The 16,014-nt window shown below is 61.1% G+C and carries 14 protein-coding genes; 4 read left to right on the top strand and 10 right to left on the bottom strand.

Annotated features, from left to right (window positions below; genetic code table 11):
• Positions 1-53: 53 nt before the first annotated feature.
• On the bottom strand, positions 54-626 hold the full coding sequence (locus BEN48_RS04885) for a histidine phosphatase family protein (protein WP_158010102.1): 573 nt from the start codon (positions 624-626) through the stop codon (positions 54-56).
• Between the two features lie 117 nt (positions 627-743).
• Positions 744-1,604, bottom strand: coding sequence for a 5'/3'-nucleotidase SurE (surE, locus tag BEN48_RS04880; RefSeq protein WP_083320767.1), 861 nt, complete (start codon positions 1,602-1,604; stop codon positions 744-746).
• 158 nt (positions 1,605-1,762) lie between these two features.
• On the opposite strand from surE, the gene BEN48_RS04875 reads away from it, so the two are divergent.
• Both BEN48_RS04875 and BEN48_RS04870 read left to right on the top strand, forming a co-directional pair.
• Complete coding sequence (locus BEN48_RS04875) at positions 1,763-2,188, top strand: DoxX family protein (RefSeq protein ID WP_070733473.1); 426 nt, start codon at positions 1,763-1,765, stop codon at positions 2,186-2,188.
• A 111-nt stretch (positions 2,189-2,299) separates the two neighbouring features.
• Positions 2,300-4,051, top strand: coding sequence for a M14 family metallopeptidase (locus BEN48_RS04870; RefSeq protein WP_070733472.1), 1,752 nt, complete (start codon positions 2,300-2,302; stop codon positions 4,049-4,051).
• A gap of 158 nt (positions 4,052-4,209) precedes the next feature.
• Here the strand turns inward: BEN48_RS04870 and BEN48_RS04865 are convergent, their stop codons facing one another.
• From BEN48_RS04865 to BEN48_RS04855, 3 genes are all read right to left on the bottom strand, one after another.
• Entirely contained in the window at positions 4,210-4,503 is a 294-nt protein-coding gene (locus tag BEN48_RS04865) for a hypothetical protein (protein WP_070733471.1), read from the bottom strand.
• Positions 4,500-6,035, bottom strand: a complete 1,536-nt coding sequence (locus BEN48_RS04860; protein ID WP_125932482.1) for a DUF6056 family protein — start codon at positions 6,033-6,035, stop codon at positions 4,500-4,502. Before BEN48_RS04860 ends, BEN48_RS04865 begins: the two co-directional genes overlap by 4 nt.
• A gap of 121 nt (positions 6,036-6,156) precedes the next feature.
• Positions 6,157-7,710 (bottom strand): sigma 54-interacting transcriptional regulator, encoded by a 1,554-nt coding sequence (locus BEN48_RS04855; protein ID WP_070733464.1) that lies wholly within the window; start codon positions 7,708-7,710, stop codon positions 6,157-6,159.
• A gap of 287 nt (positions 7,711-7,997) precedes the next feature.
• Here BEN48_RS04855 and BEN48_RS04850 point away from each other — a divergent pair, with 287 nt between their 5' ends.
• Positions 7,998-8,957: a c-type cytochrome gene (locus BEN48_RS04850; protein WP_158010101.1), complete on the top strand. Its 960-nt coding sequence runs from the start codon at positions 7,998-8,000 to the stop codon at positions 8,955-8,957.
• A 73-nt stretch (positions 8,958-9,030) separates the two neighbouring features.
• Here the strand turns inward: BEN48_RS04850 and BEN48_RS04845 are convergent, their stop codons facing one another.
• Positions 9,031-10,137, bottom strand: a complete 1,107-nt coding sequence (locus BEN48_RS04845; RefSeq protein ID WP_070733458.1) for a vWA domain-containing protein — start codon at positions 10,135-10,137, stop codon at positions 9,031-9,033.
• A gap of 163 nt (positions 10,138-10,300) precedes the next feature.
• On the opposite strand from BEN48_RS04845, the gene BEN48_RS04840 reads away from it, so the two are divergent.
• Positions 10,301-10,582 (top strand): DUF427 domain-containing protein, encoded by a 282-nt coding sequence (locus BEN48_RS04840; protein WP_070733455.1) that lies wholly within the window; start codon positions 10,301-10,303, stop codon positions 10,580-10,582.
• A gap of 116 nt (positions 10,583-10,698) precedes the next feature.
• On the opposite strand, the gene BEN48_RS04835 is transcribed toward BEN48_RS04840, so the two are convergent.
• The 4 genes from BEN48_RS04835 to BEN48_RS04820 all read right to left on the bottom strand — a co-directional run bounded on the left by BEN48_RS04835 (position 10,699) and on the right by BEN48_RS04820 (position 15,989).
• Entirely contained in the window at positions 10,699-11,664 is a 966-nt protein-coding gene (locus BEN48_RS04835; protein WP_206599820.1) for an acyl-ACP desaturase, read from the bottom strand.
• Between the two features lie 184 nt (positions 11,665-11,848).
• On the bottom strand, positions 11,849-13,543 hold the full coding sequence (locus BEN48_RS04830) for a hypothetical protein (protein ID WP_125932481.1): 1,695 nt from the start codon (positions 13,541-13,543) through the stop codon (positions 11,849-11,851).
• A gap of 87 nt (positions 13,544-13,630) precedes the next feature.
• Complete coding sequence (locus BEN48_RS04825; RefSeq protein WP_070733452.1) at positions 13,631-14,581, bottom strand: glycosyltransferase; 951 nt, start codon at positions 14,579-14,581, stop codon at positions 13,631-13,633.
• Positions 14,582-14,618: 37 nt separating this feature from the next.
• Entirely contained in the window at positions 14,619-15,989 is a 1,371-nt protein-coding gene (locus BEN48_RS04820; protein WP_158010100.1) for an MATE family efflux transporter, read from the bottom strand.
• Positions 15,990-16,014 lie beyond the last annotated feature (25 nt).

Genomic DNA, 16,014 nt, shown 5'->3' with positions numbered 1-16,014 from the left:
TAGTTGCCTCGGAATACGAAGACAATGCTGCGAAAGTACGTGGCCGGCCGTGGCTAGCGCAGGCGCGAGGCTTTGGGCGCAACCTCTACCTTGCGCTCGGGGCCGTAGCCGCGCACTTCCACCACGGGCAGCACGCCTTCGGCAATGCGCACCGTGAACAGGTAGTCGTACTCGTTGTCGCCGATTTCTTCCACCGGCGGCGTGCCGCCCAGCGACTCGATGAGGGGCAGCAAGGTGTTGGAGTGGCCCACCACGACCACCGTTTTGCCCAGGTAGTCGCGGCGCAGGCGCTGGGCCAGGGCCGTGGTTTCGCGGGCGTTGTACACCTCGGGCTCTACTTTAACGGCGGCCGCCAGCGGCGCCACGGTAGCGCGGGTGCGCTTGGTATCGGTGGTAAAAATGGCGGTTGGGCGCTTGCGTGCCAGCAGCTGCCGCAGGGCCTGGGCCCGCGCCTGCCCCACGGCCGTCAGGGCCGGGTCGGCGGGATTGCCGATGGTGTCCTTTTCGCCGTGACGCATCAGATAAATGGTGGTCAGGCTGGCTTTAGCCCTGCCCTTGCCGGCAGCAGCCGGCATCTGCGCCTGGCAGGCCGAGCTGCCCATCAACACGGCTAACCCAGTCAGCAAAAACAACCAAAAAGATATACGAGCAGACATATTTATTCAGAATGGAAAGTAGTGAGTCGATGCTATAGCAAAGTACGAACTTGTAGGGAAAGGGCCGGGGCGATGAATATATTTGGTCTAGCCCAGTGAGGCAGGACCGTAGTCGCCGGAGGGCACTGGTTGTGGCGGGGCAGCCACTTCGGCGGCCACGGGCATGGGCAGCTGCCAGTCGGCGCTGAGCTGCTTCAGGCCGGCGTAGGCCGTAAGGTCGAACTGGCAGGGCACTACGGAAACATAGTTGTTGGCCAGGGCCCACTCGTCGGTATCGGTGCCGTGGTCGAGGTTGATGAAGGAACCGATAAGCCAGTAGTACGGCCGCTGGTAGGGGTCGAGGCGGCGGTCGAATTCCTCCTGCCACTTGGCCCGGGCCTGGCGGGCCAGGCGAAGGCCGGCAATGGGCGTATCCGAGTTTTTGGGAATGTTAACGTTCAGGGCCGTGCCGGCGGGAATGCCGTGCTCCAGCGCGTGGCGGCACACCTGGCTCACCCACTCGGCCGCGTGCGAGAAGTCGGCGTTGGGCCCGTATTCGCACAGCGAAAATCCCACGGCAGGCAGGCCTTCAATGGCGGCTTCGATGGCGGCCGACATGGTGCCGGAGTACAGCACGTTCACCGAGGCATTGGAGCCGTGGTTGATGCCGGACACCACAAGGTCGGGGGTGCGGTCTTTCAGCACGTAATGCTTGGCGATTTTCACGCAGTCGGCCGGAGTGCCAGAGCACTCGTAGGATTCGACGTCGGGGCCGAAAATCGGGTTTTTAGACAAGCGCAGGGGGTGGCCGATGGTGATGGCGTGGCCCATGCCGGACTGCGGGGCATCGGGCGCCACTACCACTACTTCGGCGCCGAGGGCCAGCACGGTTTCAACCAGGCAGCGAATGCCGGGGGCGGTGATGCCGTCGTCGTTTGATACCAGAATAAGGGGACGCGTTGGGGTCATGGGGCAAGGAAAAAACAGGTGCGAGCCGGCACCGGACACAAAGGTAGGCTCCCTCCTACTGTGGGCCGCAGGAAATTGTTTTGGGGCCCGGCCGGGGTGTTTCTCGTGGCGCAATCGTAACTAGCGTCCCGAAACCATTCCGTTTGCGCCTTCATCTTATGAATCTCACCAACCGCTACCGCTTTCACGACCTGGGTTTGCTGCTGCTCCGCGTGGGGCTGGGCGTCATGTTTATGGTACACGGGTTTCCGAAGCTAGCGGGCGGGCCGGAAGCCTGGGCGGGGCTGGGCGGAGTCATGGGCAAGGTAGGACTGGGCTTCGCGCCCACTTTTTGGGGCTTTATGGCGGCTATTGCCGAGTTTGGCGGCGGGCTGCTGCTGGCGGTGGGGCTGTGGTTCCGGGCTGCGTGCGTGGTTTTGTTGCTGACCATGGTGATGGCCACGGTGATGCACGTGAGCAAGGGCGACGGCTTCGGCGGCTATTCCCACGCGCTGGAGTCGGCGTTTGTGTTTCTGGGGCTGCTGTTTGCCGGGCCGGGCAAGTACAGCCTCGATGCGCGGCTCTCGGGCAACCGCCTGCGGTAGTTGGCAGGCACCAGGAAACGGGGCAGGGCCGCACCGGCCACGCCGTTGTAATCGGGAAGTAGGTTCGGGCCGGTGGCAGACGCGAAGCACGGCTGCGCGCTACTTTCGTCCATGCTCACGTTACTTCTCGCTGCCCTGCTGATGACTTCTCCCACCGCTCCGGCGCCGGAATGGCGCACCCCCTTTGAAACCGGCGGGGGCAATACCACGGCCACCCACGCCGAGTGCATTGCGTACTACCAAAAACTGGCTACGGCCTACCCCACGCGGCTGCACCTGGGCGAGGCCGGCCCCACCGACTCCGGCCTGCCCCTGCATGAGGTGGTGCTTTCGCCCGACGGCGACACCGACCCGGCCAGCGTGCGCCGGAAAAACCGCCGCATCCTGTTCATTCAAAACGGCATTCACCCCGGCGAGCCCGAGGGCATCGACGCCAGCATGATGCTGGCCCGCGACCTTATGCAGCAGCCCAAGCTGCAAAAGCTGCTGGCCACGGTGACGGTGGTCATTGTGCCCATCTACAACGTGGGCGGCGCCCTAAACCGCAACAGCACCACCCGCGCCAACCAGAACGGCCCCGCCGAATACGGCTTCCGGGGCAACGCCCGCCACCTCGACCTGAACCGCGACTACATCAAGCAGGACTCGCGCAATGCCCGCTCGTTTGCGGCGCTGTTTCAGAAATGGCAACCTGACGTATTTGTGGAAACGCATACGTCCAATGGCGCTGACTACCAGTATACCATGACGCTCATTCCCACCCAGCACAGCAAGCTGGCGCCGGCGCTGAGCCGCTACTTACAGCAACAGCTCCTGCCGGCTCTCTACAAGGGCATGGACAAGAAGAAGTGGCCCATGACTCCTTATGTGGACTTCAATGGCCAGACGCCGGAAAGCGGCCTGCGGGCTTTTCTGGAAACGCCGCGCTACTCCACCGGCTACGCGGCGCTGTTCAACACCATTGGGTTCATGCCCGAAACCCACATGCTGAAGGCCTTTGCGCCGCGGGTGCACGCCACCTATGACTTTCTGAAAACCATGCTCGAAACCGTGGGCCAGCAGGCGGACCTACTGGCCGCTGCCCGCGCCCAGGCCACCGCCGACCAAGCTGCCCAAACCACCTTCCCCCTGGCCTGGACCCTGGACGAGAGCCAGCACGAAACTGTGCAGTTCCGCGGCTACGAGGGTCGTATGAAACCCAGCGACGTGAGCGGCCAGCCCCGCCTCTACTACGACCGTACGGCGCCCTTTACCCGGCCCGTGAAACACTACAACACCTACCAGCCCACCGCTACCGCCACCCGTCCCACGGCCTACCTCATCCCCCAGGCCTGGGGCGAAGTGGTGGAAATTCTGCGGCGCAACGGCGCGACGCTGGAACCCTTGGCCGCCGACATGACCCTGCCCGTGGAAGTGCAGTATCTGGAAGACTACAAAACCAGTCCGCGGGCCTACGAAGGCCACTACCTGCACAGCCAGGTGAAGTTGCGCACTGCCACCGAATCGGTGGCTTTCCGTCGGGGCGACTACGTGGTGTACCTGCGTGCCGGTGCACCCGTCCGCTACCTTATGGAAACCCTGGAGCCCCAGGCAACGGACTCCTTCTTCGCCTGGGGCTTCTTTGACAGCGTGTTGCAGCAGAAGGAGCATTTCTCCGACTACGTGTTCGAGGACCTTGCCGCCGACCTGCTCCGCCGCGCCCCCGCGCTGCGCGAACGGCTGGAAGCGTTGAAAAAACAAAACCCTGCCTTCGCCAGCAACGGCGCCGCGCAGCTGGAGTGGGTGTATCTCAATTCGCCCTACCACGAAAAAGGGTTCAACCGCTACCCGGTGGCGCGCTGGCTGGGCACGGGGCAGTTATAGGGCGTAGCAATAGTTTGCCTCACCCCCTGCCTCCTGCCGGGCACGGGTCAGGGGGTGAGGCGAACGCCGAGGTTGACCACCACGCAAAAACGCCCCGCGCACCAATCGGTATGCGGGGCGTTCTGCTTTTTTGGTAGCGGACTAACAGGTCACGCTATTTACCGCCGGCGGCGCGGCTTTTCCTCGTCGTCCTCGTCGTCCTCGTCATCCCCAAAAGTGGGCATGGTGAACATGGAGGAGAGCAGGTCCTTGAACTGCGCGCCGGCCGTGAGCCGGTTGCGCGAAATCAGGCTGTGCTCGCTCAGGCCGTGGAGCAGGAATTCCATGAGGAAGTAGGTGTGCTCGGGCGTTTCGTTGGGGTGCAGCTCGGTCACGATGTCGCGCAGGCCGGGCACCTGGTCGAGGGCCTTGCGGTAGTCGGCGATACTGGCATCGAAAAACGACCTTATCATTGCTGCCGAGTTACAGGCGGTTCCGTCAGACGCACACAAGGTATGCTGTAGTAATTTGCCAGTAACTCATTATTTTTCTGGCGGCAGTCAATATGCAATTCCAAATTCACATCAGCCCGCTGCTGGGCTGATGGGATGGGAGCGAGCAAGCCAGCAGCGTACTTCAGATGCAGCGGTGGCACCACTGCTTCCGGGCTCCCCTGCCGGTAGGCGGCGGCCAGCAGTTTGTAGCGGGCCCCCATTTGGGTTTCATAAGCGGGAGCCATTAGGAGCAACTCAGGCCACGCCCACCGCGCCTGCCCGCTGAATAGTACTCCCGCAACTGCCGCTACCATTATCAACGGACGCTGCCGCAACCAATTTAATCCCCTACTACTAGGTAGCCAGTGTCGCACCCATAGCGCCACTACTACCGTGGACATTAATAATTGTAGCACCAGGACATTTACCACACGGGCAGGCATTGCTTCTACCCACAGGTCGCGCATAAATGCTGCTTTGAGAAAAGCTACTCCCAAGCAGTTGAACGCGGCATAACTAGCCAGCACTAATAATATCTTTTGGCCCGCAGGCCGTGGTAACACTGGGCCGGAGACAGTCAGCGCCACGCCCACGGCCAGCACCAGTATTGCTCCCAGCACCGGAGGCCGCGCTGCCATACGTGCAGCCGTGAGCAGCGTGCGAGGCAGCAGCAGCACCCAGCGATGATAGCGCCCAGCCACATCGGGGTCGGCCATTTCCAGCCGCTGCCAGTTGCCGGGCGCGGCTAACAATATTCCCCCAACGACAACGGTAACACCCAGCCACAGTAGCCAAATCCGATAATTGCCCCCCCGGTGAGGCGTGGTGTACATCCAAGTGCCTAGTGCTGCCAGAATACCTAGGCAAGAGAGAAACGCTATTTCACCACTACCTACGGCACAGGCTAAGCTCGCTGTTGCGGCCCCAGCCCATCCGTAGCGGCTCCACGTGGCTCTGGGCATGGCCAGCACACGCAATGCTGCCGCTGCAAAAGCCACCGTGAATATCAGCGGCAACATATAATTAACCGCACCGCTGTACCAGTACAGCAGCGTGAACGGTTCCGACAGTGCATTGATACCCAGCGCAGTAATTGCCAAGGTGAGGCCCCAAGCTAGGCGGTTATCAGGGCCCAAGGAGTCTGTTGCTTTAGGAAGCATTATCAGCAATACACGCAGCAGGAGATAAACGACACTTGCAAAGGCGGCAAATAGTAACACCAGCATTCCCCGCAAAACCCACAACCCCGTGGGCGCGTCACCCGTGCGTGGTCCCCATGACAACGGATTGCACAATGTAGAGCAGGTAATGGCTACAAATCGCCCAGACCACTGTGTGTACCAGTACCATTGGGCTCCCCAGTAGCCCAGCCGGGACACGGTAGCTGCATTATCGTAATCGTCAATGGCTGGCTGGGCAAATAGCAGAAGCCCAACAAAAGGCACCACTGCCAGCAATAATAATCCCACCAAAAGTGGGCGGGCATATACGAACCGTTGATTGTTCAACATAAGTGGTACAAAGATGCATTAGTGGCAGGCTTGTAATTTCTTGAGGCAGGGGTCAGCCACTACTTCCTATCAGTATCATAAATGCCCCGCGCACCATTCGGCACGCGGGGCATTTATGTTTTTATTCGCGGACAAAAAGTCCAGGCTGTATTGCGCTACCGCCGGCGCGCGGCTTTTCCTCTTCGTCCTCGTCGTCGTCCTCCCCAAAGCTGGGCATGGTGAACATGGAGGAGAGCAGGTCCTTGAACTGCGCGCCGGCCGTGAGGCGGTTGCGCGAAATCAGGCTGTGCTCGCTCAGGCCGTGGAGCAGGAATTCCATGAGGAAGTAGGTGTGCTCGGGCGTTTCGTTGGGGTGCAGCTCGGTCACGATGTCGCGCAGGCCGGGCACTTGGTCGAGGGCCTTTTGGTAGTCGGCGCCGCTGGAGTCGTGCAGCAGGTCCAGGGTGTTGCCGTTGCCGAACCACTCCTGAATGGCCTTGTAGGGCGAGGGGCGGTTTTTGAGCTTCTTGCTCTTGTCAGGGTCAGGGAAGTAGTTCAGGAACAGCGTGCGAATGGCCTTGCCCATCAGCTTCTCGGCTACGATGCCGGCTCCCTCCTGCTCGCCCTCATACACCAGCTCCACCTTGCCGGTCACGGCGGGCACGGCCGAAATAAAGTCGCCCAGGCGCACGTAGGTGGTGGCTTCGCCGTTCACCAGCGCGCGCCGCTCGGCGCCGGCTATCACCTGCTCGTAGGCCGAGATGGTGAGGCGGGCCGACACACCCGACTTGGCATCCACGAACTCGGAGCCGCGGGCTTCGATGGCTACCTGCTCCACCAAGTCATGGATAACCTCGTTGCTGGTCACCATACCCTTTTGCTCGTCTTTGATGCGTGCTTCCTGCTTGGTAATGCGCTTGCCGATTTCGATGGACTTGGGGTAGTGCGTGATAATCTGCGCGTCAATCCGGTCCTTGAGCGGCGTCACGATGCTGCCACGGTTGGTGTAGTCCTCGGGGTTGGCCGTGAACACGAACTGGATATCCAGCGGCAGCCGCACCTTGAAACCACGAATCTGAATGTCGCCTTCCTGCAGGATGTTGAACAGCGACACCTGGATGCGCGCCTGCAGGTCGGGCAGCTCGTTTATCACGAAAATGCCCCGGTGCGCCCGCGGAATCAGCCCGAAGTGAATCACCCGCTCGTCGGAGTACGGCAGTTTTAGCGTGGCGGCTTTGATGGGGTCGGCGTCGCCGATGAGGTCGGCTACCGACACATCGGGGGTGGCCAGCTTCTCGGTGTAGCGGCTGTCGCGGTGCATCCAGGTCACGGGCGTGTCGTCGCCGTGCTCACCAATCAGGTTTTTGGCGAACACCGATAACGGCTGCAGGGGGTCGTCGTTGAGCTCGGAGCCGGCTACCACCGGCATGTACTCATCAAGTAAATTGATAAGCAGGCGCGCGATGCGGGTCTTGGCCTGCCCGCGCAAGCCCAGCAGGTTGATGTGGTGCCCGGCCAGAACGGCGCGCTGCAGCTCCGGAATAACGGTTTCTTCGTAGCCGAAGATGCCGGGGAATACGTCCTCTTTGTTTTTGAGCTTCTTAATCAGGTTTTCCCGCAACTCGGCTTTCACGCTACGGGGCTTGTAACCACTGGCGCGGAGTTGGCCCAGGGTATTGATGGTTTCGTGCTTCATGGAGACTGGTAAGGGGAAACAGGCTTCCCGGTTCCTTTAACCGTGTTAGGCGGGCAGAGGTTCAGGCCGGTTCCCGTGCCTCCCCACGCAGCAAGCCCATTAGCTGCTTCGCCTTGGGCCTGGCACCACGCAGCAGCAGCAAGGCCGCCAGCTGCAATACACCAAAGAGTCAGGGCCCGGAACTACACAATAACATAAGCTCGTCCATTGTTTTTATCGATAATTATTCTGTTTTTTAATAAATAAATGCCATTTTCTCACGCGTCCTATTCGGTACTCCTATGAAAATGTCCCTGCGCGTCCTGAGTATGGTAATGGGGCTGTTGTTGCTGGCTGTGGCTGGCTTTGCCGAATTTGCAGCCAAGCCAAACGTGCCCCCCCAACAAGCGCCGGGCGGAGCAGCGGTGAGGCCCAGCACCCCAAAGCGTGTGCTCCAGGGCGAAAAGATAGTGGCCCTCATGTGTGTGCATTGCCACCGCGACCCGTCCATTAAAACCCTGGCCGGCCGGCCCATGCCCGACCTGGGCACTGATTTGGGCAACCTGTATTCTGCCAACATCACCCGAGACCCAGTGTACGGCATTGGAAAGTGGACCGACCAGCAGGTAGTGACCCTAATGCGCACGGGCACAGGTCGTGACGGCCGCCTGCACTTAGGCATGCCACGCTTCGCATACCTAAGCGACGAGGACGCGGCCAGTTTGGTAGCATTTCTGCGGTCCGACAATCCCTTGACGCGAGCCACGGCCCTGCCCACCCCACCGCAGGAACTCTCGCCCCTGGCCAAATCCCTCATGGGCACCGCGCTACAACCAACCCCACTGGTGAAGCACCTCGCCGAGGCGCCCCCCGCGTCTCAGCCCGTGGCGTTGGGCCGCTACCTGGCGATAGGGCGCTACCAGTGTTATTTCTGTCACTCCCAGAGCATTGGCACCAACAACGAAGCCCAGCCCGAACTGTCCAAGGGCTTTATGGGTGGCGGCGAAAAAATGCTTGACGACGACCTGAAGGTCCGCGTTAGCCGGAACCTGACCATGGACCCCGAAACCGGCCTCGGCAAGTGGACCGAAGCACAATTCGGCAAGGCGGTGAAGTTTGGAATGGCTCCTGGCGGCATCCTCCACGCGCCGATGCCCAAATTCTCTACCCTAACCGATGACGAGGTACACGCCCTGTGGACTTACCTGAAAACGGTCCCCAAAATCAAGAACGCCACCCCCGAAGATGGTGCCGGGAGCCCCAAGTAATTCGGGAGTGTGGCTCGTAGTGGAAGAGAGTTGAAACAGGATAATAGTCCTAGTTAAGCCGCATCGACGGATTTTAAAGCGTCTTGCGGCGGTTTTTCTTGTAGTCCTCGAACACCAAATGGCCCAGGCCCTTCAAGCCCGAATAGTAGGCTTTGCCCTGGTTCACTTCCGTGAATTCCTCCACGAATTTTTGCAGGTACGGGTCGGAGGTAATCATGAAGGTGGTGATGGGGATGTGAACGCGGCGAGCGGCGGCAGCCAGGTTCAAGGTCTTATTCACCACTTTGCGGTCGAGGCCGAAAGCGTTTTTGTAGTAGCCGTTGCCCTCCTTGAGGCAGGTTGGTTTGCCGTCAGTAATCATGAAAATCTGCTTGTTGGGCGTCTTGCGCTTGCGCAGCAGGTCCATGGCCAGTTCCAGGCCAGCCACGGTGTTGGTGTGGTACGGGCCGACTTGCAGGTAGGGCAAGTCCTTTATTTCAATCTGCCAGGCATCGTTACCGAACACGATGACGTCGAGAAAATCCTTCGGGTACTTCTGCTTCACCAGCTCGGCCAGGGCCATGGCCACTTTCTTCGCCGGCGTGATGCGGTCTTCGCCGTAGAGAATCATGGAGTGCGAGATGTCAATCATCAGCACGGTGCTGGTTTGCGACTTGTGCTCGTTTTCGCGCACTTCCAGGTCGCCCTCGGTCAGCATAAATTCGCCGCTTTCCATGCCGTGGTTGAGCTGGGCATTGCGGATGGACTCGGTCATCTGGATGGACTCCATCGAGTCGCCGAAACGGAATTCGCGCAGGTCGGTGCTCTGCTCGTCGCCCTGGCCGGTGTGGGGGGTGCGGTGGTTGCCGGTGCTGCTTTTCTTCAGCTTGCCAAAAATTTCCTCCAGCGCACTTTTGCGGATGCCCTGCTCGGTTTTGGGCGTAATCTTGAACTCGCCCTTTTGCTGCTCGTTCTCATCGATGTAACCCTTTTTCTTCAGGTCATCAATGAAGTTGCCCATGCCGTAATTATCGTCGGTGAGGCCGTACTGCTTATCGAGCTCATTGAGCCACTGCAGGGCCTCGCCCACGTCGCCCGAAGTAATGGTAACGAGCTGCATGAACAGCTTAAACAACGATTCGAAGCCCTTCTCGGGCTGGTCTTCGGGCACAAAATCGCGGAAGCGGAAGCCAACGGCCATAAAAGTAGTGGTTAGTGGTTAACGATTAGTGGTTAATGACTGGGTTGAAGTCAACCTGGAATTGAATCGCACTCTGGCAAACATGAGCCGCAGGTTCAATGTTCACCCCCAGCCATTCTCTCCGGAGTCACTGCCCTTTAATCCCTAACCATTAATCACTAAAATGAAAGCCATCTGGAACAACACCGTCATCGCCGAAAGCAATGATACCGTAGTCGTTGAGAACAACCATTACTTCCCCGCCGATGCCATCAAAAAAGAGTTTTTTGAGGACAGCATAGCCCAGACTTCCTGCCCCTGGAAGGGCCGCGCCAGCTACTACTCCCTGAGCGTGAACGGCGAGAAGAACAAAGACGCCGCCTGGTATTACCCCGAGCCCAAGGAAGCCGCCAAGGAAGTTAAGGGCCGTGTGGCGTTCTGGAAAGGCGTGAAAGTGGAGAAATAAGGCGCAGGCTGGCAAACAGCCAAGAGCACCGACGCCTTACATTACGGCACAACTCAATAGAAAAACGGCCGACCCTCATTACGAAGGCCGGCCGTTTTTTCATTTCCACGCAGTGCTTACGAAATCCACTTGAATTTGTATTCCAGCTTGGGCACGGGCATGCGGTCGGCTACGCGGCGCAGGCGGTTGGGCAGGGCCATGATGTAGTCGCGGGCCTTTTCGGCGGGGCCGTTGAGGTCGGTGATGTGCTCGATTTTCCAGTCGTGAATGAGTGAGTCCAGAATATCGGTGTAGTCGGCGCTGGTGTACACGCCCAGGCGTTGGGCGGCATCGGTGAAGTGGCCGAAGGTCTTGCCCATCTCGATGCCCATTTCGCGCATGTAGTGGGCAGGCATCACAATTTTCTTGCGCATCATGTCCTCAAAGGCCAGCATCATTTCGCTGGGGTCCACTTCGAAGATTTTCTCCACAAAGGTCTTGTACACGCGGGCGTGGCGGTTTTCGTCACCGGCAATCATGCCGCATATTTTCGAAAGCTGGTCGTCGCCGGCGGTGCGGGCGAGCTGGCCCACGCGACGGTGCGAAATATTGGTGGCCTGCTCCTGGTAGCTGGTGTACACAAAGGCGCGGTACGGGTCGTGGGCAGTGCCCAGGTCGAATCCGTCGTTGATGAGGTACTGGGTAGATACTTCAAACTCGCGCATGTTGACGCGGCCCGAGAGGTAGAGGTAGCGGTTGAGCAGGTCGCCGTGGCGGTTTTCCTCGGCGGTCCAGCCCCGAATCCACTCGGCCCAGCCGTTGTTGGGGTCGCGGTTCAGGTGGTCGAGCTCGTGGAACCACGCCTCGTAGTTGGGAAGGGCTTCCTCGGTGATGGTGTCGCCGATGAGCACGGCAAGCAGGTCGTAGCTGAGGTTGCCGGCCTTTTCGCGCAGTTCTTTTACCTCGTCAAAAAACGTGTCGTGCCGCGAGTCCGGCAAAAAGTCGGCGGGCTGCCAGCTCTCCTCCACGCTCTTGAGGAAGGTGTTCATGTTGGCTTTCAGAAAACCCTCCATGTGCTGGAGGACTTCTGAGCGGGAAGTCATAGTGGAAGAGAGCATAGTAGGACGCAATAGCGTGAGTAATTAAGTAGGAAACGCTTTTGGCGAAGCAAAGGTCCGCTGAGGCGGCACGGAGGCGGGTATAAAATTATGGCATTACTGAAATGCATTGGCATAAATCGAACCGAAATACGAGCATATCGTGCCTTTATACGAGTTCAGCCCCAATTTACCGCGCTACCGGCCGATAATAATGCAGAGAAGTATCGGCCGGAAAAACCTCAACCGTTTCCAATGTAACAACCGGCGGCTGCCCCGCAGCCTCAAACCTAAAACGCCGATTGAGCCACTGCGCCGTTTCGGCCGACAACAGCCACCTTGTAGCGGGCGCCGCCTGCGCCAGCCGGCGCAGGCACTCGGCCTGCCCCGGCGCGCCGGTGAGGTGCCTTCGCAGCGTGGCTTGCGAGGGGTCGTGCGACTGCCACCCGGACAGCTCCAGTACCAGACCAGGACCAGGAGTATACACGCGAAACGGCGACAGACTTTTGAGTAAGTCGTTGGTGCCGGCCAATACCCGCGTGGTGCCGGCCGTGCGCTGCGCCAGCTGCACCCAAGCCCGCTCGTGCCGGTACTGCTCCCGGCTCAGCACCTGGTAGCGGTGCAGCGTTTTAGCACCGTACAGGACTACCGCAAGCATTCCCAGCATCAGTGTCGCACGCCGTTCTCTAACGGATAAGGAAAAATTGACACCTAACGCTGGCACGGCGGCAAGTGGTACCGAGAAAGGTTCAGCCTGGGAAAAGCTGGATGCTTTGAATAGAAAAGCCAGGTTAGTGAGCAACCAGAAATCGAGCAAGGGCATGGCCAGGCGCGCCGGCAATTTGTAGAAGCCGGCCAACCCCATCAGCCCGGCCGCAAACCCCAGCTGCACCAGCCAGAACCACCCGCGCCCCTCCCCGCGCCGCACCACCACTATTCCACTGAGCAAAAGGGCAAGCAGGAGCGGAAAATAGTCGCGCACCAGCAGCTCGGCGCGTGTCAGCAATTTGGCCGGCACTTCGCGCTGCAGGAAATACGCCGCGTCGAAGCGGTAGGCCCGCTGGCGCAGGCCGGCGTTTACCACGGTGGTGTCGCCCATCAGCCACAGGCTCAGGGCGGCGGTGCCCAGGCTGTCGGCGGGGGTATAGGGCTGTGGGCGCAGTTGGTCAAAATCCAGGATTTGAGCGAAGTAGGTGTCGCGCACCTGCATGCGCGTTTCCGTGGGCGTTTGCTGCCAGTAAAGCAGGGCCGCGGCCAACGCCAGGCCCAGGAATGTGCCCCCAAGCAGCGGGGCGGCCCGGCGCCACCCGCCGGCCAGCAGCACCGCCGCCGGCAGCACCGCGCCCACCGCCACCAGGGCCAGGCTGGGCCGCATCAGCCACGCCGCGCCCACTCCCAGCAGCCCAACCAGCAGCGCGCCCCGGCGCCCCGCCCGTTGGGCAGCATACAGCACCGAAGCCCCTGCCAACAGTAACGCCACCCGCACAAAGCTGAACCAGAGCACGTGCTCCAGCCAGGCCAGCAGGAAAAACGCTAGCAGCGCCAGCACTAACCGCCGCGGTGGCAGCCGGGGCCGCAGCCATCTGTCGAGCACGGCAAAAGTGAGTACTGTGGCCCAAATCAACAGGCCGCCTGTCAGCCACCCAAACCACGACACCCCCGGCAGGGCCGTGTAAGCGCCCGCCAACACGTGCCCGTAGCCATGGAAATACAGTGGCACCGAGGGCACAGGCTGCAGGGCCAGCACCCCGGAAAAGAGCCACGCCAGAGTGGAGTCGTCGCTGGATTCATAGTAACTCCCCAGCCCTGCCACCGTGCCCAGCACCAGCGCCAGCGGCAGCAGCACCACCCGAAGAAAAATGGCGCGACGGGTTTGGTTAGGCAAAAGAGTCAGGAATAGAAATTGCGAAAAAAGCACCAGCAAAAGTCCAGCGTTCAGGCCCGGCTAGCCGGGCTAAAATTAGCTGCTATTTCACGAGCGCAGGCGGCACCATACCGCCAGGGCCGCGTCGAGCGCACTGGGCCGGGCCGTGCGGCGCAGCAGCGCAAACAGCTCCCGCGCCTCGGCGTGGCGGCCGCGCCAGGCGGCCTGGCGCATTTCCCAACGGAGCCGGGTGGCCAGCGCTGCGCGTTCGGTGGGGCCGGTGGCCAGGGCCAGGGCCTTGTGGCACACCTGGATAGTGGAGGACAGATAAGGGTCGTGGCGCCGGTAAGCGCGGCTGCTCATGCTGCGCGGGTGAATGCGTTTGCGCGTGGTCACCTCGTTCAGGTACAGAAACTGCCATTGCCGGCTGGCCCGCACCCAGAAATCGAAGTCCTCGTAGGCCAGAGTTTCGTCGTAGCCGCCTACCTGTTGCAGGCAGGCGCGGCGCATCATCATGGTGGGCGTGCTGATGAAGTAGCGCCGCAATACCTCCCCAAATACCCAGCCACTGGCGGGGGCCGGCAGCAGGTTGCCTTGCGCATCGGGGCGGTGGTGCAGGCCCAGAAGCTTGCCGTCTTCGGCCACCAGCTCGGCATTAGAATATACTACGCCCACTTCGGGGGCTGCGGCGGCAAACGCGGCCAATTGCTGCGCAACCCGCGTGGGCAGCAGGACGTCATCGGTCGCAAAATCAATCACAAACTCACCCCGGCTCTGAAAGAAAGCCTGGTTGAAGGCGCGGCAGTTGCCCACGTTCTCGGGAATCAGCAGCAGCTGCCAGCCGGGCTGCCGCGCAGCATACTCGCGCAGGATGGCGGCGCTGCCATCGGTGCTGGCATCGTCCACGAGCCACACTTCCAGGTTGGGGTAAGTTTGGCTACGTATTGAATCCAGAGCCTCCCGTAGAAAGGATGCATGGTTGTGACACAGCGCCACAATGGTGACCAGGGACGCAGTGCCAGAAACCGATAGCGCAGGATGGGATGAAGAAACAGACATGAGACTGAAGCCGCAAATTAAAACTAAGAAACATTGCTTATGCAGCGTTTTCATGCCTCATCGAAGCACCTTTTGCCCGCCAATAGAATCCCAGGCAAGCCGCCAATACCAGCCCGTAGCGGGCCGCATGGGCCAGCACTGCGCCCGGCAAGCCGTAGCGCGGCAGCAGCAAAACCAGCAGCACCGCAAACCCGGCCGCCGAGGCCGCCTGAACCGCCACGTAGGCCCCCGTCCGCGCCTTAGCCACCAGTTGAAAGATAAAAAGCCAGCTCAGAAACTTGGCCCAGTCGCCCACCAGCTGGGGCCCCAGCAGCTCGCCGGCGCGCGCCAGATGCGGGGCAAACAGCAACGGCAGCAGCCAGCTCCGACAGGCAAACACTACCCCTAAGCCCAGCGCCAACACCGGCGCCAGCAGCAGGAGCACGCTTTGCAGGTAGGTGCGGGCCGCTCGCGGCTGCGCGCCCAGGGCCGCCAGCCGCGGGTAGAACACGCTGCTCATCACGGCCGCAAACACCATAGTATAATTATCCGAGAGCTTGGCCACCACCTGCCACAGGTCTGTGCGGGCGGCACCATACGTGGCCATCAGGTGGTCGCGCAGCACGTATTCCACGGCTTTGCCAAAGACGAGGGTGCTCACCGCCATCAGCAGGAACTGGCTGAGGCCACGCACCGCCACGCGGCTGATTGGGGCCGGCCAACGCAGGTGCTGCAACACGCCCGCCCGGGCCGCGAGCGCAAGCGCCGGCAGCACCGTAGCGCCCTGGGCCAGCAAATAAGCCAGGAGCACAAGCTCCAGCGAATAGCCCCGCAACAGCGTGATGCTGGCTGCGCCAGCGCCCAGCGCCGCCAGGGCTACCGACAGCATGATGTAGGCCCGCAACCGCCCAGCGGCCAGCAGGGCAGCGCCCAACAGGCCCTGCGCCGTGAGCAGAGCTATGCCCAATACAAAAGCGCCCAAGCTGGCCCACCCCCACCCCAGCAGGCCCTGCACAGCCAGCACAATTGTGCCCACAAGCAGCGCCGCCGCGTTGAGGCCGGCCGCGGCTCCCAGCCACAGGCGGTAGCGCGGGCTACCAGGCCGTAGCGGCGCCAGGTACTTCACCACGCCCACGTGCACGCCGTCGTTGGGCAGGGTGGTGAACAGGGCCATTAAGTTCTGAAACTGCGCGAGCAGCGTGAGACCACCGGCTGGGGCATAGGTCGCGAAGAGCTTATTGAGCAACAGCGCCCCGGCCGCGCGGGCTACTACGGCCACGCCCGTGCCCAGGGAATTGCGCACGAAGCCGCGCCAAATGGTGAGTTGGGCGGCACGGGTGGTGGTAGCGGCTTGGGGCACGGGCGGCGCGGGGTCAGGCGAATGGGCCCGGCAAATATCGGCACGTCCCCGCGGTCGCAGCGGCAGCATTGGTTTTTCTAGAAGCCGAACCCGC

This window comes from Hymenobacter glacialis, from assembly GCF_001816165.1.
GTDB lineage: Bacteria > Bacteroidota > Bacteroidia > Cytophagales > Hymenobacteraceae > Hymenobacter > Hymenobacter glacialis.
This window is presented reverse-complemented; position numbering and strand designations above follow the sequence as displayed.